Here is a 24,063-nt window from a genome sequence, read left to right as displayed (position 1 = left end):
TAGATAGGTTCGGAGTGGAAGCGTGGCGACACGTGCAGCTGACGAATACTAATCGATCGAGGACTTAACCAAAACCGTGGGCACGGATTGCCCGTTTCGTTTCAATGTCGTGTATCCAGTTTTGAAAGAATAAGATAAAAGTTTTTTAAAAAGCTTGTAATACCGTGCAGTATTGGTATAATAAATCTTGTCTTTCAAAATAAATTAGTCTGGTAATGATGGCAAAGAGGCCACACCCGTTCCCATCCCGAACACGGCAGTTAAGCTCTTTTGCGCCAATGGTAGTTGGGGGTTTCCCCCTGTGAGAGTAGGACGTTGCCAGGCTGATTCATATTATTCCGAAGTAGCTCAGTGGTAGAGCACCGCACTGTTAATGCGATGGTCGTAGGTTCGAGTCCTACCTTCGGAGCCATTCTTTTGGAGAGCTGTCCGAGTGGCCGAAGGAGCATGATTGGAAATCATGTAGGCGGGCAACCGTCTCAAGGGTTCGAATCCCTTGCTCTCCGCCAGATATAAATCTCCAAATAAACAATGGCCCCTTGGTCAAGCGGTTAAGACACCGCCCTTTCACGGCGGTAACACGGGTTCGAATCCCGTAGGGGTCACCATTACATTTTCCCTGGAGGATTAGCTCAGCTGGGAGAGCATCTGCCTTACAAGCAGAGGGTCGGCGGTTCGATCCCGTCATCCTCCACCATTTTTCGGAAATACATAAGATAATCGTAAAGTAAGCTATGTTCTTATATAATAGAAGAAACTCGTTTTTCTTTCATTATGAATTTCCAAAAAGTACTACTATATTATTGTCGCGGGGTGGAGCAGTTCGGTAGCTCGTTGGGCTCATAACCCAAAGGTCGCAGGTTCAAATCCTGCCCCCGCAACCAAATGGTCCCGTGGTGTAGCGGTTAACATGCCTGCCTGTCACGCAGGAGATCGCCGGTTCGATCCCGGTCGGGACCGCCATTTTTATCTTAATACATGTGGGTCAGTAGCTCAGTCGGTAGAGCATTAGATTGAAGCTCTAAGTGTCGGCGGTTCGATTCCGTCCTGACCCACCATATTTTTAAAATCTCCATGCCGGAGTAGCTCAGTTGGTAGAGCAACTGACTTGTAATCAGTAGGTCGAGGGTTCGACTCCTTTCTCCGGCACCACTAGGTGGGGTAGCGAAGTGGCTAAACGCGGCGGACTGTAAATCCGCTCCTTCGGGTTCGGCAGTTCGAATCTGCCCCCCACCACCAGTTTTTAGGGGCATAGTTTAACGGTAGAACAGAGGTCTCCAAAACCTCCGATGTGGGTTCGATTCCTACTGCCCCTGCCATTTTTTTAAAAATTATATGATGGCGGTCGTGGCGAAGTGGTTAACGCACCGGATTGTGATTCCGGCACTCGGGGGTTCAATTCCCCTCGTCCGCCCCATGATTTTCTAGCAAAATTCAAATTTAATAAATAAAAGCGTGGCGGTCGTGGCGAAGTGGTTAACGCACCGGATTGTGATTCCGGCACTCGGGGGTTCAATTCCCCTCGTCCGCCCCATTTAGTTATTGGGGTATAGCCAAGCGGTAAGGCAACGGGTTTTGATCCCGTCATGCCCTGGTTCGAATCCAGGTACCCCAGCTTTTGCGGAAGTAGTTCAGTGGTAGAACGCCACCTTGCCAAGGTGGAGGTCGCGAGTTCGAACCTCGTCTTCCGCTCCAATTTTTGGCGGCATAGCCAAGTGGTAAGGCATGGGTCTGCAACACCCTTATCACCGGTTCGAGTCCGGTTGCCGCCTCCATAATTATTTTGCCGGCGTGGCGGAATTGGCAGACGCGCGGGACTCAAAATCCCGTTCCTTCACGGGAGTGTCGGTTCGACCCCGACCGCCGGTATCATGTAAAGGGCCTGCCTGCCCTTTAAAAAAGCTCCAGCTTTGTTTTCAAAGCTGGAGCTTTTTTCTTTTTGTAAATTTTCGCTTTGGTAGCTGCCTGGCCTTAAAGTAAAATCGATCGCGGTGCTTGTTAAAGGGTAGAGGGATTTGACGATAATAAAAGGAAGAAATTATTTTAAAAAAGTAGTGCAGAATTAATTTGAAGATGGTACAATAATAATTGTCCGATTCAAGGTCATGCCAGTGTGGCGGAATTGGCAGACGCGCACGACTCAAAATCGTGTTCCTTCTGGAGTGCCGGTTCGACCCCGGCCACTGGTATACATTTCATCATTTCAGGCAATATGTTAACCGTGAATATTGCTGTAATATCAACCGTTTCTCACAATGTGGGGGACGGTTTTTATTATGCCTATTTTTAGCTGCATGTCATTTCTGATTTACTTCAAATCGTGTGAACAAATCGTGTGTAAAGATTGGGGTGACATTGTAATGACAAGGCGTAAAAATGATTTAACAGCTGCTGAACTGGCTGTAGTTAGGCAAGATAGGAAAATGCACGTTGAGACATTTAAAGAAGCCTTAGAACTGTTTGAGAAGGATTGTGAGTTGCGTAACTTAAGACCGTTTACGATTATTTACTATAGAAACGAAATATCTGCTTTTCTATCTCACTTATCAGAACAGGGAATTGACTTAAGTAAATTTAAGCCGACTGATGTAACTGAAGAACATTTTAAAGAGAACGTGATTCTGTATATGAGGAATTTTAAAGGAATAAAAGTAGTGTCTATAAATACACGTTTAAGGGCATTGAGGTCATTTTTTAACTTTCTTCATAAGCAGAAGCATATTCCTTCAAATCCAATTGAAAACATTAAGCTTCTGAAGGATAGAAAGCGTATTATCCCAACCTTTACTAAAGAACAGCTAAATAAGCTATTTAGGCAACCAGACTTAAAAACATTTACTGGTGTGCGTGATTACACAATCATGATGCTGTTTTTAGAAACTGGAATACGTGTTAATGAACTAACGGGCTTATCACTTGCTGATATACGCTGGGAAGATAATTTAATCTGTATTAGAAATGCCAAAAGCTATAGAGAACGGCTAGTACCTATTCAGCAAGAAATGAAGAAACAGCTTAAGAAATACATTGCTATTCGTGGCTATGTTGAATCTGACTCTTTGTTTGTGACTATTGATGGTACACCATTAACCAGAAGGGGAGTACAAACAAGGATAGACAAATACGGGGTATTAGCAAACTTAAAAGGTGTTCGCTGTAGCTGTCATACATTTAGACATACATTTGCTAAATTGAGTGTACAGCAAGGGGCAAGTATCTTTGAACTTCAGGCTATTCTAGGTCATACAAGCATGGAAGTAGTAAAGATTTACATTAATCTATTTGGAACAGATGTAAGGGAAAGTCATAAAAACTTTTCACCAGTCAAAGTATTGGAGAAAAGAACAATTAAGGAGTGATTTCATGAGAATTGTACAGAAGTTATATGACGTAGAGGACAAAGGATATTCAATAGAAGTAAATAGTTTGTATTTAAAGTTACCTGATGCAAAGGGAGTGTATAAAGAATCTTTAAAAGGGGAGAAGGTAGATAACTCTATATTCTTCAGTATTAGAAATGAAGAAAAAGATGAAGACAGGGGAAGATTTGTTTTTGGTGTAGAAGAAGGGGAGAAGTTCGCTTTAGCTTTACTTAATCTATGTCATTTAATAAAAAACTAATCTAATAAATAGAAAAAGCCACGTGCTGTAACACGTGACCAGTACCTTATAAACACACGACATTAAAACTAAATAACTAAAAGTTACTCGTCCTAACAAAATCATTTTATCGAAAAAAATGTGATTTTGCAAGGCTTCTTAAGTAGTGCCATTTTTATGGAGTAGCCTTTAGCTTGCTGGAATCCCTATTAACAGCAAGTAAAAATAAAATTGACAGGTTAGCTGAAGCCGATGCAATAATTTCAGCGTTCTCACATGTAACCGTTCCTTATTTCGGTTGTGGGAAGTCTACGTGAAAGCTACGTTAGTGCTGTGCGAAGGAAGGGTAGACTGCTTACGGGCAGTGTAGGATAAATCATAAGTAACTAAATCTTTTCAAAGTCCTCTTAAACGAGGTAATGAATTTAATAGCTGAAAAGTCGAAACGTAAGGCTACAGATTAGTGAAACTGTTAGGGCTACTTGATACAGTAGGTTTATTTTGAAGAGATTCAAGCAATTAAATAAGGTGCATACAATACGGATACCTATATTCGACACACCATGTTGTGCAATGCAAAAATTGACTGCTACTTACAGAATTGATTAATTTCAGTTCTGTAGGTAGCCAATTTTTTGCACCAAGCCATTTCCTAATTCTCAACCCATGTTGGCAGAAAAGATGAAAAGAAGTAAAGAAAAGCCTAATGAAAATGAGAAGCCTTCAATAACGCAGGAATATTGGTATAATTATTTAAAAGATATTCCTATTATTGGAGGTAAGAAAGTGAATAACACAGTAGAGTTACTGGACAATGTAAAAGAAAAATTAAGAGAAACTTTTTCCTTAATATATTTAAACAGCAAGGCAGTAGAATTTGAAAATCTTGTTTCAAATAAAGATTTTAGAAAGTGTGCCTTAATAATTAAAAAAATAGCGGATGAGAAGCGTGAGGTAGTTCCAGATTTTCTACTAGGGTGTAGAACGGTTGAAGAATTTTTAAGTGGAGTATTTTATGGAATTCGCGAAAGACACGAGATGCTAGATACTATTTCTTCTGTGTTTAATCCTTATATTTACTATTTAGAAGAAAAAATGTATGAAGTAGAAATAGTGAAAATTGAAGCAGAAATCCCTGAAGAACTTACTTATGTGAGTATTGTTAGTGACTTGGAAAAATGTGATAGTAGAATAGAAAATGGAGATTTTGCGGGGGCGATTACTTCAGCTAAAACTTTAGTAGAAGGAGTGTGTAAGGAACTTTTAACTGTTTTAGGCGAAGACGCAACTAATAAATCAGAAAAATTCCCTAAGCTAGTTACTAGAACACTAACCAGTTTAAATTTAAAGGCTAGTAACGAAGAATTAAACGTTCACTTGAAAGAAATAATAAGTGGCTTAAGTAAAACAATTAGCGGTTTAAACGACGTAAGAAATGCAGGTGGAGACAGTCATTCGAAAATTTTAAATCCGTCTTTTCATCACGCTTTGCTTGCGGTAAATTCTGCAAAGACAGTAACTAGCTTTTTATTCCACACATACGAGTATCAAAAAGAAAAAGGAACAATTAAAATATAATCTTAGAAAAAGGAGAAATGATAATGTTTTACCGTGGTAAAGAAGCAGCATTTAGATTAAGAGTAGGTGGTTTAGAAGATTATTTAAATTATCTAAATGAAATTGAAAAAGTAATTAATAAAAATAAAAATTTTGTTAAACAAAGTGCTGAAACATTGTCTGAAGAGGAACAAGAAGACTACTGGGATAATTATCTCGATGAATATGACAAGTATGATAGCATTTTTCCAGACATACTTCGAAAATCAATCTTTAATAGTCTATTTTCATATTTCGAACACCAGTTAATGGATTTTTGTGAAGACAAGAAGAAGTTAAAAAGTATTGGTGGTGTAGGGTTAGATAAGGCGAAAGTATACCTTTCAAAGCACTTAGGTTATAGCGATTTATTTAGTGGGGAAGAATGGGCAACAATTAAGAAATATAGTAGAGTAAGAAACTGTCTGGTACATGCGGGCGGTTTAATTTATCTTATGAGAGATGAAAATGACCAAGCAGAAATTAAAAAGTTTATAAAAGCAACAAACGGAATTGTGATAAATGAAAATGAAGAAATTGAACTGACTCCGATTTTCTGTGAAGAGTTCGTTAAAATAGCATTTAATTTTTTACAAATAATATTTGATAAGATAGAAGAAGCACCTTGAATTTAGAAAGGTGCTTCTTTTAATAGTTACTTTCTCCAATGATATTTTCAGCTGAATCAATAAGGTTATCGTAGTGTAAAAGTGAGATTCTATCAGTTTGTTTTTTTCTTTTAGTTTTTCTAGTTACTTCATTGAAATCTTCTCTTCTTCCAGCAACCACAACATAGTGTAAGCGAGTAGGGTCAAATTCATAAAATTCAGGTGGAAGCGATTTGCTAGGATTAAGTTTTTTCTGAAATGATTCTCTTAAAGAATTGTAATAGGTTTCTAACCACATTTCCCAATCATCTACTTGACGTAAACCTTTTCTAATTGCTTCTCCAAAATGTCCGCTTTTAATAGTGGTATTGCTGTTGGGATGTTCTAGTTCTACAAATATAAAATGAAAGCCATCTGAGTTTTTCCCTACTAATAGATAATCCACTTGAAATGAATTGCCTAGCTGATATTCAGGAAAGATGTAAGCATCATGATGTCCAAAAGCATAACTTCTTTTTAGTATTGAACCAATTATAAAATACGCTTTATTGTCTTTAATAAAATTCAGTAACGTCCTTTCATTTGAGTCCTTATCTTCTACCTTTTGCTTGAAATGTTGAACAATATTTGAGAGTTCTTCTTCCTTTTTTAAATCCTCAATATCTAAATAGTTATTAGGAAAGAGAGTAAGATAGTGTCTGATGGCTTTAGGATATTCACGAAAAAGATTTTTTCTGCCAAATAATTTACCATCAATTCTTATTTCTTCTTTTAGTTTGATTGCCTCCCAATTTTCTATTTCTTCTTGAGTGAGTTTCGTATAATCTCTTTCAAAAGTATTCAACTTAACGACTCCCTTAATTTTATCTACCTACTAACTATTTATAATATATCATGTTCTTGTAAATACAACATTATGGTAATATGGAATAATGTGTTACTTCTAAATTATCGTTAAATTCCATTATTATAAGACACGTAATGTAATAACCCAGTACTAATATATAGTCCAGAAATAAAGGAGAAGTATATGAATAGAAAAAAGTTGATTTTTAGTGTGCTTAAAGAAATGGAAGAAGGAAAGGATTTGAATAGGTTAGACTATTCTTTGGACATGCAAACTTGGGGAGAACTTGCGTTGCTAATTAAGAATGAAGAATATGCAACTGGAATAGCAGTTGCTTATGGTGATAATGAGATAGTTGAAGTTTCAATGAGTTCAGCAAAAATTACAATGAAAGGATTAGATTTTTTAGAAGAAAACAATGTATGGGCAAAGGCTTATAAAACTGCTAAAGAAGCACGTGATTGGTTGAGAATCTAAGTATGAATAATGAATAGAAAAAGTTATATACAGAGGTGTATTTATGCGATTTAACTTATTAACTAATGGAATAGATTCTCTTAAGGCGAGTTTTGTTTCTATAAGCAAACTAGATGAGTTAGCTGAAGGTGTTGAACACAACATTAAAGATACATTAATGCATTTAAATCATGCTAACGAAATCCTCTTTAAGCTGATGCTTAAAAATCAAAAAGAATACTTAATGTTTGAAGATATTTCAAACTATATGAAGGCAAAATCAGCTATGCTACAGCAGGGTAAATCTAGTGTGTTAGAAATTAATCCGAAATTAAAAACAGTTAACTTTTCAACTGCAATAAATAGAATCGAATTACTGTGTGATATAGAAGTTTCTTCAGAGTTCAAAGGTGCATTGGAATATCTGAACAAAAAGCGTAACCAAATCATGCATTTTGAAATTGATTTAAATAGAGATGAGGTAAATGAATTAATTGAGAAACTTAAAATTTGTCAAAACTTATCAATTGAGTTTTTTAATGAACATCTGAATGGCATTGCAATGTTGATGCATGCAGCGAGATTTGAAGTCACGGTTCAAGATTTTTTGAGTGAGTTAGCACAAGATGAAGCTGAAGAATCTTATATTGATTATATAGAGAGTTTTCATGAAGATGTAGGAGAAGGTAAGTGGTGAAGTTTATTGCTAAATAAGTGTTTATATATGATTAAAGAAAGTTACTGGGAAAATTGATTCTGTTTTTCTTAAATAGTAGTAAAATAAAAGTAACAATATTTTTTTCTGAATAGGGGATTAAACATGGTGAGTTACATAAAGGACAATAGAGTTAAAAGTGCCTTAATAATATTAGGTATTACAGCAGTTATTCTATTTCTAATATATGTTGGCAAGTTAACGGGATATCCAAACTCGCAAATTAGAAATAGTCTTGAAGCTTTGTATTTCGTGACTAATTCATTTTTACTAATAGTAGCTATAGTTGGTCTTAAGCAATTAAATATTGCAAAGGAAAGTTCTAAAATGAACGCTAAACGTGAATCTTACCACTTGGCTGCTGAACAGTGTACCCACTTTCTAAGTCATATTCTTGAATTAGACAGTGAAGTCAACGGAATATGCACCTCTAAATCTATTAAGACATTAGGAGAATTTAAAATAAGTGTTAAAGACGATAAGGTTTCTTTTGAAAATAAACTTATTTTAAAGAATATGAAAATGTTAAATGATGCAGAATTGAATAAAATGGCAAGTGTTATTAATGCTATAGAAGCTTATTCTGTTTTCTTTACTCATCAAGTGGCAGATGAAGAGGTTGCTTTCTCTTCAATAGGTAGAACTTATTGCCAAGTGGTAAAGTTTTATTTGCCTGTTATTCTCGATTTAAGTGATTACGGAGATAAAGGATATTCAAATATTATTAAGCTATATGTAGCTTGGAGTCAAAAATTAGAAAGATTAAATGCACTAAAAGAAAAGTTGAAAGCTGAACAAAAGGTAAACGAGACTGTAACTATAAATTTTAAAAGTCTAGGAACTTAAGGCTTAAAACCATTATTATTCTTGAATAAGCTTTTTAATACCATCATCAAATATTTAAAATTCGCGAAAAGTTAATACTCAACTAAATAAGACTACCTGTGATTAAAACGCAGGTAGTCTTTATGATTTAATTTATGTGTTTCTTCCCTTTTTATTTCGATTATTATCAATCATATCAAATTCAGCAATTAGCCTTGCATCAGGGGAAACTACATCACGCCAGAAAATTCGTGGGTTTAGTTTTAAGTATACTTCATTTTTGCTGATGCTTTTTACATAAGTGGTTTGTCCATTTAATAAAATTCCTGAAATAGATGAACTCATTTTCTTACTGTCTTTCAAATCTAGTAAATCCGCAATTTCTGAAAGGCTGAAATACATAATATCTTCTATATCTAGAACGTCTGGATTTTTGCAAACTATGTTAGATTTTCTATGCAGATACGGAACTAATGCAAAGACTGGATACAGGGAAGTGGGGGAGTATATCTTTTTTCCATTCTCTTTCCGTGCTTCATATAGTTCTCTTATTTGATTTACATAGGTTCTAACTAACATTTGAGGTTTAGCCTTTCCAGCAGTTGTACCATAAAAATTAAATTCTTCATTCCATTTGAATCCAGTTTCTTCAGATTTAATAATGCCTTCTTTCAGTAGCTTGTTAAAGAACTTTAAAAATCCTGAATAGCTGATAGACAGCTTTTCTTGAATGTCCTTTTTCTTCAGCTTGATTCGGTTTTCGTAAGCTAAAAAACCAGTACCATTAACAAAAGTAGCCAGATAAAAAATCATAGTTAAATCGCTTTTGTTAAATTCCTTAGAGTGAGTAATTTTCTTAATCTGTTCTGGATATGACCAGATGAATTTACCAGATTCATTATTGAAAGCTTCAAATTCCCCTTTTGCTTCTTCACGTGCCTTTACAAATTCATTTTGTTTTTTCGTTCGAATATAGTGTGTGTCAGAATTAAATTCCCCTACTTGTTCTCCATCACTGTTAATCACCTTCAGGTTAGTACTCTCCATTACAAATTCAGCCCTTTCTGTTTGCTTCCTAACCTATAAACCACTTTCTGGCAGGAATCAGACATAGAGAAAAGGCTTTTCAAATGTCATGGTCGCTTTTTTTACCACTTTTGGGGCATCTAGGTCGCTTTTTTTACCACTTTTTTTAAGTGGAAATATGGCTTTTAATGCCGTCATATCAACGTTTAAAGCACTTTGTAGGCCGATTTGGTGTCTATTACTATAATCACTTAAAATCCTTCCTGAATAATTGCTAAAAGATAACCGTTATTATTGCTAACGCAACGGGCATATAAACACTGCCCGAACAAATGAAAAACCTAAAGAGTTATATCTGAAAAGGGGCTAAATAAATAGGCTTATTTCAGAAACAAATAGATAGATACAGACATAGTGGATGCGTTAGCATCTGCGAAGCGAAGCGAAGCATAATAACGCCAGTACTATATATTTTGCTGTAGAAGATAAGCAGCTAATAGGGGAAATGGAAAATGAAGCTTCTTTCAGGAATATGGCTTAGGAGTATATTTAATTAAATTGCCTGGGCAGCATTAATGCAGTGAACCACCGTAGAAAGCCATGATTTACAGGCAGGTAAGTTAGTTCCTTTATATACAGAAACCTCCATAAAAGGCTATAGGACGCTGTTTAAGCTGTAACTAAGTGAAGTTATTAGGCATAACTGTAGAAGGTTGTAGGGGGCTTTAAATGGCTGTGTTGTAAAGTGGAGAACAGGTTAGATTCATACAGCAAGTCTTTCTTGGAGAGAGAAAAGAAAACAGTTGAACATTAATATACAAAAAAGAAGCCTGAAATTAATCAGACTTCAGCTTCTTTGCTTCTGCATATATGGACGCACGGGGAACGCCTGTAGTTTTAGCAATATCATTTACCGATAATCCGTTCTGTTCCCTGTTGGCTAGTAGCTTCAGGGCGTGCTGTACGGCTTCTTTAGGTTGCCCTTTACGTCCCAGATGCTTACCTTGCTTCCTAGCCCGTTCCCGTCCTTCAGCCGTTCTATCATTGATTAAATCCCGTTCAAACTGTGCAAAGCTGCCTAGCATATTAAACATAAGCTTTCCTGTTGCTGTGCTGAAATCAATCTGTTCTTTAATGAATACTAAAATGATGCCCCGTGCCGTTAATTCTTCAGCAATCTTGTTTAAGTGTGTGATGGAACGTGCAAGCCTATCCAGTTTATAAACTACGAAAGTATCACCTTCCCTTAAATATTCCAGTGCTTCCTTTAGCTGAACTCTATCAGCATTAGCACCAGATTCCTTTTCTTGATAAATCTTGTCACAACCATATTCAGTTAGTTTTTCCACCTGTAAATCTAAATCCTGCCCTGCTGATGATACCCGTGCATATCCAATAACTGCCATTAAGCCCATTCCCTTCTGTGTGTCTAAATATCTTAGATGTTCTATACAATTTACATTAGACTAACTTCTGTACACTGTAAAGGATTATTTCAAGGGCATATCTGGTTAATATATTAGGTGTACATAAGTTGTAAGTTGTAGACGGTAGGGGGCTATAAAATTAAAGGATGGGGGGCATCTTATTAAAAGGAGGTGGGGCGGTTATGTACAGGCGGTACTGGTAAGCCTGCCTTATCCCTGCCCGTGCCGTGCGTGTGCCGTGCCTGTGAGATGTGCTGTGTGGTGCTATGATGATGTGCTGAAGCTACTGATGCTGATTAAACATATTATTAATGATGTTATATTCAGCACTGTACCACGCATATATCAGGGCTATAGCTGTGCCTGTGTGTGTGCCTGTGTGCTGTGCAGTTGCCTTTTACATCTTTCTAAAGGATTGTTACAACGTCTTACAATGGATTTTGAGAAGAATAAAGACTATTAAAGATGATGAATAATATAAAAAGATATTTAATTTAATTCATTGCGTGTTCAGATACCAGACGGACAGGATAATATACAAAGATATTCGAATTAGTGGTAAAAGATGGTAGGGGGCATGGTTGGGGGCGTGGGTACATAGTCATGCGAGGTAAGCTGTGCGTAGTCAGAATATCCAGATTTGCCCCAATATGTTTTCTATGCCTTCCTGAATCCTACTGAATCGGACTGAATCAACAAGGGGGCATCCAGATAAACTTGAAAGTTAATAATCAAAAATGCCGTGAAAAATTACGCCGCACATTTTTATATGAATTATTTTCCTACCATTCAGATATAAATATAAATGTTGCATCCTGCGTCTTACTTTAGGCATCCGTAACGTACATAGTAGTAGGGAAAAACTAGCCGTGTTCTCTAGCTGATGCTTTAGGTTGTGGTGTGTGGCTTGCACGCCATGTGCTTAAACTAGCTTTGTTGTTCTGATTGCAGTCATAATGCCACCTCTATCATGATGTAGACAAAAGCCCGTCCTTCAGTTAATCGAATCTGAAGAAACGGGCTTTTCTCTATACCTAGAAAGTCACAATGTGTGACACATAAAACTAACTAACAAAGGAATTGATAAAAATGAAATTAAGTTCCAACTTTCTGTATTTTGTACGGAAAATGATGAATATTTCACAGCAAGAAATGGCGAATGTTTTGGGTGTAGATAGAAGCTTGTTAGCTTATATGGAATCTGGTAAACGGCCAGTAACACCGAAAACAGAAAAGCGATTCTGGGCAATGATAGAAGCTGAAGGGCTTTCACTTTTTGAACTTACAGAACTCTACGATAGATACCAGAGAATGAACAAGGGGGCTAACTGAATGTTAACTAATCAAACCAACAACGATAAAACCATAAAGAAATTCAGGAAGGCAAAACGGCTTGTTAAGTCTGGTGCATTGGCTGAAGCTATTGAGTTGATTACAGAAGCAGAGAAGGACATTAGAAATAGCAGTATTTTCTTCTTAAAAGAACGCACAGTAGACACTTACCATAATATTCCACTGAAGGCATACGGCTATAAGATTTATCACAAACTATTCTGCGATTTACATGATTTGAAAATTAATATACAAAACGGCATGACAAGGGAAGCCATTGTTAAATTGGATAAAATCAATGCTACTGATATGTATGGTAACTATATACAAGCAAAGATAAACCATTCTGACCGGAACATGATACGCAATGGAAACTTAAAAAAACAGATGGAAATGCACGGAGAAGAAGGCTTATTACCTCTTTATATCAGTTGGGAAGGATTGTGGAATAAATGACAACAGCAAAAGAAACTATTATGCAGATATTCGAGAAGGTAAAGATTCCCACAACGTTATCAGATAGGCATGTTGAAATTGCGAAATCGTATGCCCTGAATCAGCTTAATGAAAGAATCAGTATGCAGGATTGGTGTAAGCAAAATGAAATGTCCACCAAAACTTACTACTCTTGGCGTAAAGAAGTTAAGGGCTTTGAATCATATGTAAATCAATTACTTGATAACGGCGTGGATGATTCAGTAAAAGACGCTTTAAATGCAATGGATAAGCATGTGCTGAAGCTTGCACATCAAACCAGTGTAACTCCTGCTGAAATCACCATTTTCAGTAACTACTTCGGTTATGCATTGGAAGGACGCAAAAGGCAGTATTTGAAGGATAACGGACTGGATGACAACGGCGAAAAACAGCACATTTCACCAGAAGAACGCCGCAATAATTTATTAGCAAAACTAGGAGGAAAAAATTAATGAATACTTATGAAACAGAACAGTTAATCGTAGCAGCTAACCAGAAGGTAATTCAGGAACGACTGGATGCAAAACGTCAACAACAGCTAGATATGATTGAAGGTACAAAGAAACTTGCGGAACAGCGTGTACAGGATTTAGCAGATTTGAAATCTAAACAAGAATCTTATAAAGAAATTGCACCTGTTTCTGAAGCACAGGAATTAGCAGATTTAAGACAACGTGCAGAACTGGAAGATGCACAGGCAGAACTGGAAGCACTTAGAAAAAGATTTAACAAGGGGGAAAAATAATCATGCTTTTAATCAATACGGAAATCCGAAAATCAAATGTAAATAAACTAAAGGCATTGCAAGATTTATCAGCAGAAATCAAGCTTCAATTTCGGGATGCTAGAGAACGTGTAGAATCAGAAATTGCCGCACACCATATGCAGATTCAGGCACAACAAAAAGTAGTTGCAGAAACTTATGAAGAATATGTTTTGGATTTGAAAACACTTGCTGATTACAAAGCGGAACAGGATGCATTAAAAGTGCTTCAGGAAACTCTATCTGCTGTTCAGGGCAAACTGGCAAGCCTTGATGCAGTACAAGCTAGAAAGATTGATAAAGAAGTTTATCAGGAAATGAAAGCTGTCGCTGAACTTGCAGGAAAAGAAAAAGCTAAAATCTTTGCTGAAAAAAGAAATGCCATTCTTCAGGCTAAAGCTGAATATTTGAAAGTGGTAGCAGAATCAGCTAGTGATTTGATTAAGCTTGAAAGTGCAACCAGTGTAGCTATTGGTGTGGCTAAAGTCGATTCGGGGAATCAAGAAAGATATTATGGAAGCGGTAGTGTCGAACCTTCATTTAGAAAGCTAACTTTCAATGACACGTACAGCGGCGGCAATCCTGTAATCACTGTTTCAGAACAAGAGATTTCAAGCGTATACACTACAGCAGATAAGAGTGCATTTATTAAGCATATAACAAAGGTATAAAACTAACGGGGCATCCTTAACAGGGTGCTTCTTTTTTATTTATCTACTATAGAAGGGGATGGACTTTATATGAGAATGAAGTTGAAAATTTATATTCAGAAACTAGTGGGGCTATTTACTAAACCAGAAGCACCTGCACCAGAACACAAGCAAGCTAAAATCTTTAGCAGAATGGAATCGCTGAAAACTTTGTTACTGAAGAATCTACGGGGCTACGATAACAAACTAACTGAACTCAATCAGAACCACAATAAGGCACTGGTAGACTACCGCCGTAAATATGATGCACACCAGAAGGGGGCTATATCAGATGATGCCCTGATAGATGCTGAAACGCTTTTAACAGAAGCAGGGGAAGAATTAGGATTAGTTGAAGGTTTCAAACGTGAAGATATTTCAGATTTACTAAGTCAGGTACACGCCGAAAAAGAAAGCTATGTATCAGGGCAAGCTGAATTGATTAAACTGCAAGCTGTGGAAGCACAGCGGATTAAGCAAAAATATATCAGCAAGTTGAAAAGCATATCTGATAGATACGGGGCTATTGTTGAACTGGATGATTTGATAGCAGAAGCTTCTAATGGCATCGGCCAGAATCATATTAAAGGATTAGGAGAACTGATGGCAGACCTTACCAGTGACACACCTCTACAGGCTTCAGATATTGCTTTAGATGCTGATGCGGTTATAAAAGCAGTTAGACATTGATAACGGGTATTCCATTCAGCTTGCAGAAGTTAAACGCCGTACAGATGCCCTGACAAGCACAGTAGAATAGAGAAACGCCCTATCCAGTGGTAAGTTCCTGGATAGGGCAGTTTTTTTTGTTTATAATAGACTTCATTGTGTGAAAAATTCTGACAAATTATATATTGTTATTGTATATTAAATAAGCAGCATATATTAATTTAAAGGAGGGATTTAAAGATGGAAAAAGAAAGGTTGAATTTTTACGAGTTAGATAGCAAGGTGTACAAGGCTAATCCAGTTATAGAAGCATTACTATATCAATTAATTACCCTACATAGAGAATGTCCAGAAAGAGAAAAAGATTCTAGTGAAACATGGAATATAATGAATCTTAGTTTAAAAGAAATGATTGCAAAAAACACTTTTAATACACGACCAAGTGGAGAAGAAGAAAGTAACTTAGCGAAGATGTTTGTCCTAATTCTTCAGAATGAACTTACAGTAAACAATGCTACTGCTATGCTGTCAAACTGGAGAGAACTAGATGCGGAAGAACTTAATTACTGGATTAATAGAAGGTTTGTAACTTCTTGAAGCAAGTAGTCGTATCAGTAATTAACAGGGCTTTTTATTAACTTCCTTCTATATAAAGAGATGAATTCAGAAACTCCTGAAAAGGCATTGTATTTTCAGAGTGGTATGGATATAATTAAAAAGTTCACTAATCGTATGAAGTAAGAAATGACTACTCACATGTTGCTGTTGAATATTCGTTAATATCACTGTTCGTAAAGCCTTAAAATGATAAATGAAATTTAAAACACGACTCAAAATCGTGTTCCTTCTGGAGTGCCGGTTCGACCCCGGCCACTGGTATACTAAAAATCCCTTTTGTCATCAATCCCTGATGATGAAAGGGATTTTTTTCTATGCCAGCTTTTTTTGAGCAGGTATGGATGAGGTAAGCGGCGTATAGATAAAGAAACCAATTAATTTTGCATAAGGAGCTGACAGCGATCATGATCAATCGTCTCGACCATCTTGTATTGACTGTAAAGAACATTGAAGAAACCTGTGATTTCTATGGACGCGTTTTGGGAATGGACGTTAGGGAGTTTGGAGATGGGCGCAAGGCGCTGCATTTTGGCAGTCAGAAAATCAATTTGCATGAAGCAGGCAGTGAATTCGAGCCCAAGGCGCATTCACCTCTTCCAGGAAGTGCCGACTTGTGCTTTATTTGGGATGAGCCACTCGAAAAGCTGTTTAAGCATTTGAAGCTATGTGGCGTAGTTGTCGAAGAGGGCCCTGTAGCGAGAACCGGTGCATCGGGGCCTATTCAGTCGCTTTATATCAGAGATCCCGATGGCAATTTGATCGAGTTGTCGAATTATAGCTAAGTTACTGTGCCGTTCCGATTAGTGGACAGCGGACTATACGAGCAAAAGTCCATGATCTTCGTGGTCTTTTTTTTATGCCCACAAAGCATTCCATTTGATAGCAAAATAACTGTAATTTTGCAACGTTAAAAGTTGTGGTATCTGAATAATCAATTTATTATTAAGGCAACATAAGCTGTGCGTGGGATAGGAGGAAGTCTGGTGAAAAAGCTGGCGTGGCATCATCTAGAGGCTGTGGATGTTTTGGCAGAGCTGGAAACGAACACTGAAGAAGGGCTAACAGATGCGGCAGCGGAAGAACGAAGGAAAGTTGCAGGCGCGAACGAACTGCCTGAACCGAAAAGGGAATCAAGGGTGATGCGGTTTTTAAAGCAATTTCATGATGTGCTGATTTATGTGCTGCTCGGGGCGGCGGCGATCACGACCGCGCTGGGACACACGATTGATACATTGGTCATCCTCATGGTCATCGTAATCAACGCAGCGATTGGCTATATCCAGCAGAGCAAAGCGGAAAAGGCACTCGACAGCATTCGCAAGATGTTATCGTTGAAGGCGACCGCAATCCGTGCATCAAAAAGGAAAGTCATCCCGTCAGCCAATCTGGTGCCAGGAGACATTGCCGTTTTAAAAGCGGGTGATAAGGTGCCGGCGGATATCCGGCTGCTTGAAGCGGCTAACCTGAAGGTCGAAGAATCTTCTTTGACGGGTGAATCTGAGGCTGTTGAAAAAACGGTGGACGCTTTGCCGCTCGAGATCGCTCTTGGAGACCGGATGAATATGGTGTTTGCCGGAACATCGGTGTCAGCTGGTTCAGGCGTTGGTGTTGTAGTAGAAACAGGCAGCAACACGGAGCTGGGGAAAATCAGTTCCTCGATTTCCAATGTCCAGAAGCTGCAGACGCCTTTGTTGAAGCAGACGGCACAATTCGGCAAATTGATATCGGCCATCATTGTCGGGAGCGCGGCGGCTATGTTTGGCATCGGTTATTTTTGGCATGATTATCCGGCCGGCGAATTGCTGCTTGCGGTCATCGGCCTGACGGTCGCAGCGATTCCTGAAGGGCTGCCTGCCGTTTTGTCGATTATTCTGGCGCTTGGTGTTCAGGAAATGGCGGCGAAAAAAGCAATCGTTCGGACCTTGCCTTCAGTTGAAACCTTGGGAGCGGTATCTGTGATATGTTCCGACAAAACCGGGACTTTGACTAAAAATGAAATGACCGTCACGTCGATTTTAGTGCCGGATGGAGAGTTTGAAGTGACAGGCACTGGCTATTCTCCCGAAGGCGAAATCTTGAGCGGAAGCCAAAAAGTGATATTGGCGGATTCTCCTGGGCTCAAGCAATTTTTGACATGCGCCAAAACAATTAACGAGTCCCATTTGTTCTGCAACGAGTATGGACACTGGGAGATCAGCGGGGATGCTACGGAAGGTTGCCTTGTAACAGTTGCCGAGAAAGCGGAAGATTCCATTGCGAAACTCGATTGCATGTCAAAAATTCCGTTCGATTCTTCATATAAGTATATGGCCGGGTTAGTAGAACTAGACGGTACAAGAACAATTTTGGTGAAAGGAGCTCCAGAACAGATTTTTAGAATGTCCGATAATGCCAGTGCGGTCGAGCTGGCCCGTTGGCAAGAAAAAATATTGCTCCATGCACGCCAAGGAGAAAGAATGATCGGCGCTGCTGCGAAAAAAGTGCCAACTAACACATCCAGCATTAACCATAGTGATTTGGAAGAAGGGTTCGAGATTTTAGGATTTGCTGGCATAATTGATCCACCGCGGGAAGAAGTAATCGAATCGATTCAGCAATGCAAAAATGCGGGCATTCAAGTGAAGATGATTACGGGAGACCACAAAGAAACGGCGCTTGCAATCAGTTCACAGATGGGCATCGGCACGGAAGGACTTGTCATTGAAGGGATTGAATTGGACCGGCTGAACGACGATGAACTGCTGGAGGCAGCTGTTAAATATGACGTGTTTGCGCGGACGAGCCCGAACAATAAATTGCAGCTGGTGCAGGCGCTGCAATCCCTTGGGCATATTTGTGCAATGACTGGAGATGGCGTTAATGATGCACCTGCTTTGAAACGGGCGGACATCGGTGTGGCAATGGGCATTAAAGGCACTGAGGTATCCAAAGAAGCTTCTGAAATGATCTTGGTTGATGATAATTTTAATACCATTGTCACAGCTGTCAAAGAAGGGCGGCGCGTTTATGATAATTTGAAGAAGACCATTTTGTTCATCCTGCCAACAAATGTAGCGGAAGGCTCAGTTATTTTCGTGAGCATCCTTCTTGGAACTGCGATGCCTTTAACACCTGTCCAAATCTTATGGATCAATATGATAACGGCTGTGACGATTTCCTTAGCGATTGCATTTGAGAAACTTGAACCGGGTGCCATGGAACGGCCGCCGAGAAATCCAAAGGCAAAGCTATTGAGCGGCTATTATGTTTTTCGCATCGCTTTTGTAGCCTTCATCATCTGCGGCGGCCTTTTGTATATGAATAGGGCATTGGCGGAAGCAGGCTTCGATCCGGCAATAGTGAATACGATGACCTTCCAAGCGTTGGTCATTTCCCAGTTATTTTATTTATTCAATTGCCGCAGTGAGAAAGGTTTTGTTTTCCAGAAAGGCTTTTTTTCGAATAAAGCCGCTTTTATCGTTTCCGGAATCCTGATTGCGGTGCAATTGGGGGTGACTTACTTGCCGGTAATGAACATCCTTCTGGGCACCGTGCCAATTGCTGCGCATCATTGGATGTGGCCAATTGGCATCGGCATCAGCGTTTTCGCTATTGTGGAAACGGAGAAATGGGTATGGCGTAAACTGAGCACCTCCCGGTAGGATAGGGGGACAGGGGTTGGTATAATAAACGCAATAAGCGATAAGGGACAGCTTATTGGAAGGAGAGCGTCATGCAAGAAATCCACAGCGAAATCATTCAATTCAGGGGAAGCCACTACGATTTCGGGCTATATCAAGGCGAGCGTTTGAAAGAATCGATCGTTCTCGACAACCGGCAGAAGCAGTGGAAAGCGAAACGTCCGCGTTTTGAAATCGATGTTGCGGAAGCAGAGCAAGCGCTCAGCCGCTTTGCGCCTGCCATCTGGGACGAGCTCGTTGGCCTGCGGGACAGTTTGGAGTTGCCGATGGAACAAGTGCTGCGCAATTTCGGCGGCTATCGGATCGATGCGCTGCCGTCTGGCTGTTCGATTGTCACAGGCCATGACTTCATGGTCCGCAATTATGATTTCCATCCACAAACCTACGAAGGGCGTTACAGCTTGTTCCAGCCTACGGATCATGGCTATGCATTTATCGGGCCAACGTCTCGCATAACGGGGCGCATGGACGGCATGAACGAGAAAGGCTTGGCGATGGGCTATAACTTCACACACCGTAAAAAGCCGGGAGACGGCTTTGTCTGTTATATGATTGGCCGCATCATCCTGGAGACGTGCGCAACCATCGAAGAAGCTGCTACTTTGGTGAAGGAAATCCCGCACCGGGGTTCTTTCAGCTACGTGGTGACGGACGTCAGTGGCAAGACATCAATTATCGAAGCAAGCCCACGGGGAGTCGATGTCAGAAGCGAAAACGCCTGCACCAACCATTTTGAAATCCAGGCGCATGAAAACCGCAATTATTTGAAGGATTCCTATGGACGTCTGGAAGCGATCCAGACCCAGCCGCATGAGACTACTCAAGTGGACAATGCATTCCGCCTTTTCAATGGAACCGGCAATGGCGTATTCTCGGAGCTATACAAAAGCTGGGCTGGAACCATCCATACTTCGGCATATTTGCCGCAAAAAATGGAAGCCTGGTTCTCGCTCGGCGGCGACCAGCAGCCAGCTGTGTTTGATTTTAGAGAATGGTTGAAAGGGACATCACTGGAGAGGGATAAGATTCATGGCACCATCGATACAAAAATCGGCTTTGCGCATTTGGAAAAACAATTTGCGGAATGAAAAAGGCTGTCCCGGAAGTCAGGAATAATGACTTTCAGGACAGCCTTTTCTATTTTTAAAGGGATGGAGCAGATTACATCTCAGTCATGTGTGCAAAAGGCAGATGGGTGTCGACACGGCCTTTAACGCGTTTAGCGTTCAAGCGTTCTCCTGCGAGCCATTGCTTAAAATCGAGCATTAGCGGCAAACGGTCCTGGCCGAGGGCAAAGCCGACTTTCAAGCTGGCGGGAAAATACGATGCGGTGTGCAACGTACCGGACGCTGTCGTGTATTTTTTTGAAAAAACGCCTTTGTCCGAATCGTTGAGCATGCGGAATGCACTGTATGGTTCGGCCATCGTTTCCTGCTGCGAAAGGATGATTTGTTCCCGGCGGCGCGAATCTTCGATCTGATAGCGGTTCTCTTCTGTAAGCAAGTCAAAATGGTTGGTAGATACAGCTGACTCCCGTGAAACGACCGAGCGTGGGGACGCTTCGACCACAATGGATTTTCCTTTGCGGTCCAGCAGCACATAGCTGAACGAGCGACGATGGGGAAGTTCCTCCAATAAACCGACTGCTTCATCAGCATCCGCACAATTTTCGAGGATTAAGCGGCCGATCATGTTGCAGATAAAGCCGTCACCGGAATTGCGCCGGTTGATGAAGTTATAGCCCATCGCCAAGCCTTTCTCATTGATGCCGTCAGTGCGGCCGGTAATTTGCATCGTCGGCCCGATTGTCGCGTAGCCGCCGTCGGATGGCTGATATAGCGCAAAACGGCCCTCGTAGCCTTGCGGCGAGCTATCATAATTGCGCACCATGAAATCTTCCCGGGTGAAGATAGAGCATCCGCTGCGCGTATATTCCAGGTAATATCCGCCGAATTCACGGATGGCGTCGTGGGCATTCCATTCGAGTGCGTCCGCTAAGCCGTTGATTTCTTCCCAAATGCGGGGGGCGAACGAACGGAGGATGCCAGTTGCTTCCTGTTCATTGATCATGAAGTTTTTATTGGATGGGGGCCATTGCTTGCGGCGGTTGGGCAATAGGAGTGAATCTTTTAATAGCTCGCCTTGATGCCGTCCATAATCGTAATGGCTGCCCCGGAATTGGATAATATCGCTGTGAATTTGTTTCACTTGATGATCCCTCTTTTATTATGAAGTAACCCGATTTTACTGCACAATAGTTCGAATTCAAAGGAATCTGCCTCGGACCTATAAAACGGAAATTTGAGCCTCGCCACCGTTGATGCCAGTGAACATATTCGCAGCGGCGTTCAACAGTTCAAGCGCTTGTCCACGTTCCATCGAGGGACGCAGGTAAAAGATGTGGAGTGCATTTTTGGTGTTTTCTGTGACGGCTGTCCGTGTGGAATCGACGTAGGGGCTGCCGAAAGCACCTGAGGCGTCTTTGGACACCAGGATATTGTCTAATGTGTTGGTACGGTTGTTCAGGCCTTCGAACTGATCCTCTTCAGTGCCGAGTGCGATTTCAACGTCGCCATTGATTTTATCCGCATCGTAGAGGCCGAGCGGAATTTCATATTGCAGCGATAAAAAGCTGTTCATGTCGACTGCTGAATGGATGGAAGACAGGTAATTCTGCTTTTTAATGCGGCGGAAAAGAGCTTCGGCGGAAGGGCGATAGCGGCTTGGGCTGCTGCCTAACGCTTTCCAAACCAGCTGCCATTCGAGCAGTCCGGGAAAATGGGTGATGTCTTTGTCTTCCAAATCGAAATATAATTGCTCCTGGAAAAGCTGCAGGCGGCCTTTTAACATTTGAGGTGACTCCGAAACGGTGATATTGTTATAATGAATAGTTCCTATTTTAAAGTCAGGAAGGATTTCCTTAATGTGACGCTGAATGGTGATTTCCACAGCAATCTTCCTTTCAGGGGATGTATTAGGGATATCGTATCATAGATATAGAATGAGAGGTTACAGCATGAATCTCGATGGATTTCAACAAGAGCTTGTTGCCTATGCCTCGGAGATCGGAATCGATAAAATCGGGTTTGCTTCGGCAGAGCCTTTTTATAATTTGCGCCATCAATTGGCTCGCCAGCAGCAATTGAATTACCAATCTGGCTTTGAAGAGCCTGACCTTGATAAACGGACACGTCCGGAGCTTTTATTGGACGAAGCGGTGAGCATCATTTCCATCGCGATCGCCTATCCTTCGAAAATGCAGGATGCGCCGCAAGGGGCACGGGGTGCAAGGCGCGGAATTTTTTCCCGTTCGTCGTGGGGCAAGGATTACCATGCCGCGCTCAGAGAGCGTTTGACATTGTTGGAAGCGTTCATCGCCGCGCGTTTCCCTGAAGCCCGCATTCGGTCAATGGTGGATACAGGCGAATTGTCCGACCGCGCGGTTGCTGAACGCGCAGGTATCGGTTGGAGCGCGAAAAATACAGCCATCATCACGCCGGAGTTCGGTTCCTATGTGTATTTGGGCGAAATGATTACCAATATTCCGTTCCGCTCAAATGAACCGATGGAAGACCAATGCGGTGATTGCCGCCTGTGCATCGACGTCTGTCCGACCGGGGCAATAGTTGAGGGCGGCCAATTGAACGCCCAACGATGCATTTCTTTTTTGACGCAGACAAAAGGCTTTTTGCCGGATGAATTCAGAGGCGTCATCGGCAATCGGCTATACGGCTGCGATACGTGCCAAACCGTGTGCCCGAAAAACAAGCGGAAAGCGAATCTCATCCACGCGGAATTTACGCCGGATCCTGAAATCGCCAAACCGCTGCTCGAACCGCTGCTAACGATTTCAAACCGCGAATTCAAAGAGCGTTTCGGCTATGTATCCGGTTCATGGAGAGGCAAAAAGCCGATTCAACGCAACGCGATTCTCGCTTTGGCCCATTTCAAGGAAAAAAGCGCTGCGCCGGTATTGATCAAGCTGCTGATGGAAGACGAACGTCCGGTCATCCGCGGCACAGCGGCTTGGGCACTCGGTAAAATCGGAGCGCAAGAAGGTTTCGAAGCGCTGCAAGCGGTGCTGGAGACTGAGCAAGATGAAGAAGTAAAAGATGAAATTCAAAAAGGACTGGCATTTTTTGCCGAAGAGATGAAAGGATAAGTGAAAGTTTTGGCTATACACATCGTTTTATACCAGCCGCTGATTCCAGCAAATACAGGAAACATTGCCCGCTCTTGTGCGGGAACCGGGGTGAAATTACATTTGATCCGTCCACTCGGATTTTCCACGGATGATAAGATGCTGAAGCGGGCAGGGCTCGATTATTGGGAGCATGTTGACTTGGCTTATTATGATTCGCTACAGGAATTGTTTGACCGTTATTCCGGCGCTGCGTTTTACTATATTACAAAGTTCGGCACGAAGACTTATTCGTCTTTCGATTATTCGGATACGAAAAAAGACCATTTCTTCGTATTTGGCCAGGAAACAAAAGGCTTGCCGAAAGAATTGATTGAGCAGAATCCGGAAACGTGCCTGCGCATCCCGATGAATGACCATATCCGTTCGCTGAATTTGTCCAACACAGCGGCGATTTTGATGTACGAGGCATTGCGCCAGCAGAATTTCCCAGGACTGGAATAATTAAAAGTACAAAAAAAGCCGGCGCATATGCACCGGCTTTTTATATTATTCTTTTTCAGCAGTTCCTGGTTTGTCATCATAGCCTGCAGT

24 protein-coding genes, 17 tRNA genes and 1 rRNA gene are annotated in these 24,063 nt (G+C 40.7%); 37 read left to right on the top strand and 5 right to left on the bottom strand.

What is annotated here, in order from left to right:
- The first annotated feature begins 208 nt into the window (after positions 1 to 208).
- The 22 genes from rrf to AC4EHB_RS15750 all read left to right on the top strand — a co-directional run bounded on the left by rrf (position 209) and on the right by AC4EHB_RS15750 (position 5,825).
- A 5S ribosomal RNA gene (gene rrf / locus AC4EHB_RS15855) occupies positions 209 to 324 on the top strand.
- Between the two features lie 13 nt (positions 325 to 337).
- Positions 338 to 412, top strand: a tRNA-Asn gene (locus tag AC4EHB_RS15850).
- Between the two features lie 7 nt (positions 413 to 419).
- Positions 420 to 509, top strand: a tRNA-Ser gene (locus tag AC4EHB_RS15845).
- A gap of 24 nt (positions 510 to 533) precedes the next feature.
- Positions 534 to 608: transfer RNA gene (locus AC4EHB_RS15840), tRNA-Glu, on the top strand.
- A 13-nt stretch (positions 609 to 621) separates the two neighbouring features.
- A tRNA-Val gene (locus AC4EHB_RS15835) sits at positions 622 to 697 on the top strand.
- A 110-nt stretch (positions 698 to 807) separates the two neighbouring features.
- Positions 808 to 884: transfer RNA gene (locus AC4EHB_RS15830), tRNA-Met, on the top strand.
- A 3-nt stretch (positions 885 to 887) separates the two neighbouring features.
- A tRNA-Asp gene (locus AC4EHB_RS15825) sits at positions 888 to 963 on the top strand.
- A gap of 19 nt (positions 964 to 982) precedes the next feature.
- Positions 983 to 1,058, top strand: a tRNA-Phe gene (locus AC4EHB_RS15820).
- An 18-nt stretch (positions 1,059 to 1,076) separates the two neighbouring features.
- Positions 1,077 to 1,152: transfer RNA gene (locus AC4EHB_RS15815), tRNA-Thr, on the top strand.
- Positions 1,153 to 1,155: 3 nt separating this feature from the next.
- A tRNA-Tyr gene (locus AC4EHB_RS15810) sits at positions 1,156 to 1,239 on the top strand.
- Positions 1,240 to 1,245: 6 nt separating this feature from the next.
- A tRNA-Trp gene (locus AC4EHB_RS15805) sits at positions 1,246 to 1,319 on the top strand.
- A gap of 22 nt (positions 1,320 to 1,341) precedes the next feature.
- A tRNA-His gene (locus tag AC4EHB_RS15800) sits at positions 1,342 to 1,417 on the top strand.
- A 41-nt stretch (positions 1,418 to 1,458) separates the two neighbouring features.
- Positions 1,459 to 1,534, top strand: a tRNA-His gene (locus tag AC4EHB_RS15795).
- A 9-nt stretch (positions 1,535 to 1,543) separates the two neighbouring features.
- A tRNA-Gln gene (locus tag AC4EHB_RS15790) sits at positions 1,544 to 1,615 on the top strand.
- Positions 1,616 to 1,620: 5 nt separating this feature from the next.
- Positions 1,621 to 1,695, top strand: a tRNA-Gly gene (locus AC4EHB_RS15785).
- Positions 1,696 to 1,701: 6 nt separating this feature from the next.
- Positions 1,702 to 1,775: transfer RNA gene (locus AC4EHB_RS15780), tRNA-Cys, on the top strand.
- A 10-nt stretch (positions 1,776 to 1,785) separates the two neighbouring features.
- Positions 1,786 to 1,869: transfer RNA gene (locus AC4EHB_RS15775), tRNA-Leu, on the top strand.
- 238 nt (positions 1,870 to 2,107) lie between these two features.
- Positions 2,108 to 2,189, top strand: a tRNA-Leu gene (locus AC4EHB_RS15770).
- A gap of 171 nt (positions 2,190 to 2,360) precedes the next feature.
- Complete coding sequence (locus tag AC4EHB_RS15765; RefSeq protein WP_490982026.1) at positions 2,361 to 3,359, top strand: tyrosine-type recombinase/integrase; 999 nt, start codon at positions 2,361 to 2,363, stop codon at positions 3,357 to 3,359.
- Between the two features lie 4 nt (positions 3,360 to 3,363).
- On the top strand, positions 3,364 to 3,621 hold the full coding sequence (locus tag AC4EHB_RS15760; RefSeq protein ID WP_490982025.1) for a hypothetical protein: 258 nt from the start codon (positions 3,364 to 3,366) through the stop codon (positions 3,619 to 3,621).
- 660 nt (positions 3,622 to 4,281) lie between these two features.
- A complete protein-coding gene (locus AC4EHB_RS15755; protein ID WP_490982024.1) occupies positions 4,282 to 5,178 on the top strand; it encodes an abortive infection family protein in 897 nt (298 codons plus the stop codon).
- Positions 5,179 to 5,201: 23 nt separating this feature from the next.
- Positions 5,202 to 5,825, top strand: a complete 624-nt coding sequence (locus tag AC4EHB_RS15750) for a hypothetical protein (protein ID WP_490982023.1) — start codon at positions 5,202 to 5,204, stop codon at positions 5,823 to 5,825.
- A 19-nt stretch (positions 5,826 to 5,844) separates the two neighbouring features.
- Here AC4EHB_RS15750 and AC4EHB_RS15745 read toward each other — a convergent pair whose 3' ends face one another.
- Positions 5,845 to 6,648: a Shedu anti-phage system protein SduA domain-containing protein gene (locus tag AC4EHB_RS15745; protein ID WP_490982022.1), complete on the bottom strand. Its 804-nt coding sequence runs from the start codon at positions 6,646 to 6,648 to the stop codon at positions 5,845 to 5,847.
- 186 nt (positions 6,649 to 6,834) lie between these two features.
- Between AC4EHB_RS15745 and AC4EHB_RS15740 the strand changes: the two genes are divergently transcribed.
- The 3 genes from AC4EHB_RS15740 (at position 6,835) to AC4EHB_RS15730 (ending at position 8,668) form a co-directional block, all read left to right on the top strand.
- Entirely contained in the window at positions 6,835 to 7,128 is a 294-nt protein-coding gene (locus AC4EHB_RS15740; protein WP_490982021.1) for a YjcQ family protein, read from the top strand.
- A 43-nt stretch (positions 7,129 to 7,171) separates the two neighbouring features.
- Positions 7,172 to 7,804, top strand: a complete 633-nt coding sequence (locus AC4EHB_RS15735; protein ID WP_490982020.1) for a hypothetical protein — start codon at positions 7,172 to 7,174, stop codon at positions 7,802 to 7,804.
- 123 nt (positions 7,805 to 7,927) lie between these two features.
- Entirely contained in the window at positions 7,928 to 8,668 is a 741-nt protein-coding gene (locus AC4EHB_RS15730; RefSeq protein ID WP_490982019.1) for a DUF4760 domain-containing protein, read from the top strand.
- A 132-nt stretch (positions 8,669 to 8,800) separates the two neighbouring features.
- On the opposite strand, the gene AC4EHB_RS15725 is transcribed toward AC4EHB_RS15730, so the two are convergent.
- Together AC4EHB_RS15725 and AC4EHB_RS15720 are read right to left on the bottom strand one after the other, a co-directional pair.
- Positions 8,801 to 9,694, bottom strand: a complete 894-nt coding sequence (locus tag AC4EHB_RS15725; protein ID WP_490982018.1) for a hypothetical protein — start codon at positions 9,692 to 9,694, stop codon at positions 8,801 to 8,803.
- A gap of 815 nt (positions 9,695 to 10,509) precedes the next feature.
- The gene (locus tag AC4EHB_RS15720) at positions 10,510 to 11,079 is read right to left on the bottom strand and encodes a recombinase family protein (protein WP_490982017.1); all 570 of its coding nucleotides are present in this window, start codon (positions 11,077 to 11,079) and stop codon (positions 10,510 to 10,512) included.
- A gap of 1,110 nt (positions 11,080 to 12,189) precedes the next feature.
- On the opposite strand from AC4EHB_RS15720, the gene AC4EHB_RS15715 reads away from it, so the two are divergent.
- The 10 genes from AC4EHB_RS15715 (at position 12,190) to AC4EHB_RS15670 (ending at position 20,416) form a co-directional block, all read left to right on the top strand.
- Entirely contained in the window at positions 12,190 to 12,432 is a 243-nt protein-coding gene (locus AC4EHB_RS15715; protein WP_490982016.1) for a helix-turn-helix domain-containing protein, read from the top strand.
- Positions 12,433 to 12,888, top strand: a complete 456-nt coding sequence (locus tag AC4EHB_RS15710) for a hypothetical protein (RefSeq protein WP_490982015.1) — start codon at positions 12,433 to 12,435, stop codon at positions 12,886 to 12,888.
- Entirely contained in the window at positions 12,885 to 13,361 is a 477-nt protein-coding gene (locus AC4EHB_RS15705; protein ID WP_490982014.1) for a hypothetical protein, read from the top strand. The genes AC4EHB_RS15710 and AC4EHB_RS15705 overlap by 4 nt, the downstream gene beginning before the upstream one ends.
- Positions 13,361 to 13,654, top strand: coding sequence for a hypothetical protein (locus AC4EHB_RS15700; protein ID WP_490982013.1), 294 nt, complete (start codon positions 13,361 to 13,363; stop codon positions 13,652 to 13,654). The genes AC4EHB_RS15705 and AC4EHB_RS15700 overlap by 1 nt, the downstream gene beginning before the upstream one ends.
- A 2-nt stretch (positions 13,655 to 13,656) precedes the next feature.
- Positions 13,657 to 14,343, top strand: a complete 687-nt coding sequence (locus AC4EHB_RS15695) for a hypothetical protein (RefSeq protein ID WP_490982012.1) — start codon at positions 13,657 to 13,659, stop codon at positions 14,341 to 14,343.
- 69 nt (positions 14,344 to 14,412) lie between these two features.
- The gene (locus AC4EHB_RS15690; RefSeq protein ID WP_490982011.1) at positions 14,413 to 15,051 is read left to right on the top strand and encodes a hypothetical protein; all 639 of its coding nucleotides are present in this window, start codon (positions 14,413 to 14,415) and stop codon (positions 15,049 to 15,051) included.
- A 219-nt stretch (positions 15,052 to 15,270) separates the two neighbouring features.
- Complete coding sequence (locus tag AC4EHB_RS15685; protein WP_490982010.1) at positions 15,271 to 15,627, top strand: hypothetical protein; 357 nt, start codon at positions 15,271 to 15,273, stop codon at positions 15,625 to 15,627.
- Between the two features lie 425 nt (positions 15,628 to 16,052).
- On the top strand, positions 16,053 to 16,430 hold the full coding sequence (locus AC4EHB_RS15680) for a VOC family protein (protein WP_490982009.1): 378 nt from the start codon (positions 16,053 to 16,055) through the stop codon (positions 16,428 to 16,430).
- 201 nt (positions 16,431 to 16,631) lie between these two features.
- On the top strand, positions 16,632 to 19,289 hold the full coding sequence (locus AC4EHB_RS15675) for a cation-transporting P-type ATPase (RefSeq protein ID WP_490982008.1): 2,658 nt from the start codon (positions 16,632 to 16,634) through the stop codon (positions 19,287 to 19,289).
- A gap of 71 nt (positions 19,290 to 19,360) precedes the next feature.
- The gene (locus AC4EHB_RS15670; protein ID WP_490982007.1) at positions 19,361 to 20,416 is read left to right on the top strand and encodes a C45 family autoproteolytic acyltransferase/hydrolase; all 1,056 of its coding nucleotides are present in this window, start codon (positions 19,361 to 19,363) and stop codon (positions 20,414 to 20,416) included.
- Positions 20,417 to 20,489: 73 nt separating this feature from the next.
- Here AC4EHB_RS15670 and AC4EHB_RS15665 read toward each other — a convergent pair whose 3' ends face one another.
- Positions 20,490 to 21,536, bottom strand: a complete 1,047-nt coding sequence (locus tag AC4EHB_RS15665; protein WP_490982006.1) for a C45 family autoproteolytic acyltransferase/hydrolase — start codon at positions 21,534 to 21,536, stop codon at positions 20,490 to 20,492.
- 78 nt (positions 21,537 to 21,614) lie between these two features.
- A complete protein-coding gene (locus tag AC4EHB_RS15660; protein WP_490982005.1) occupies positions 21,615 to 22,277 on the bottom strand; it encodes a B3/B4 domain-containing protein in 663 nt (220 codons plus the stop codon).
- Between the two features lie 67 nt (positions 22,278 to 22,344).
- On the opposite strand from AC4EHB_RS15660, the gene queG reads away from it, so the two are divergent.
- Positions 22,345 to 23,490 carry a tRNA epoxyqueuosine(34) reductase QueG gene (queG, locus tag AC4EHB_RS15655; RefSeq protein WP_490982004.1) on the top strand — a complete coding sequence of 382 codons (1,146 nt, stop codon included), beginning with the start codon at positions 22,345 to 22,347 and terminating at the stop codon, positions 23,488 to 23,490.
- 9 nt (positions 23,491 to 23,499) lie between these two features.
- Positions 23,500 to 23,973 (top strand): tRNA (uridine(34)/cytosine(34)/5-carboxymethylaminomethyluridine(34)-2'-O)-methyltransferase TrmL, encoded by a 474-nt coding sequence (trmL, locus tag AC4EHB_RS15650; RefSeq protein WP_490982003.1) that lies wholly within the window; start codon positions 23,500 to 23,502, stop codon positions 23,971 to 23,973.
- Positions 23,974 to 24,063 lie beyond the last annotated feature (90 nt).

This window comes from Planococcus sp. TJ-302 (genome assembly GCF_058268455.1).
Note: the sequence above shows the minus strand (reverse complement) of the source record. Positions and strands in the feature narration are given on the sequence as shown.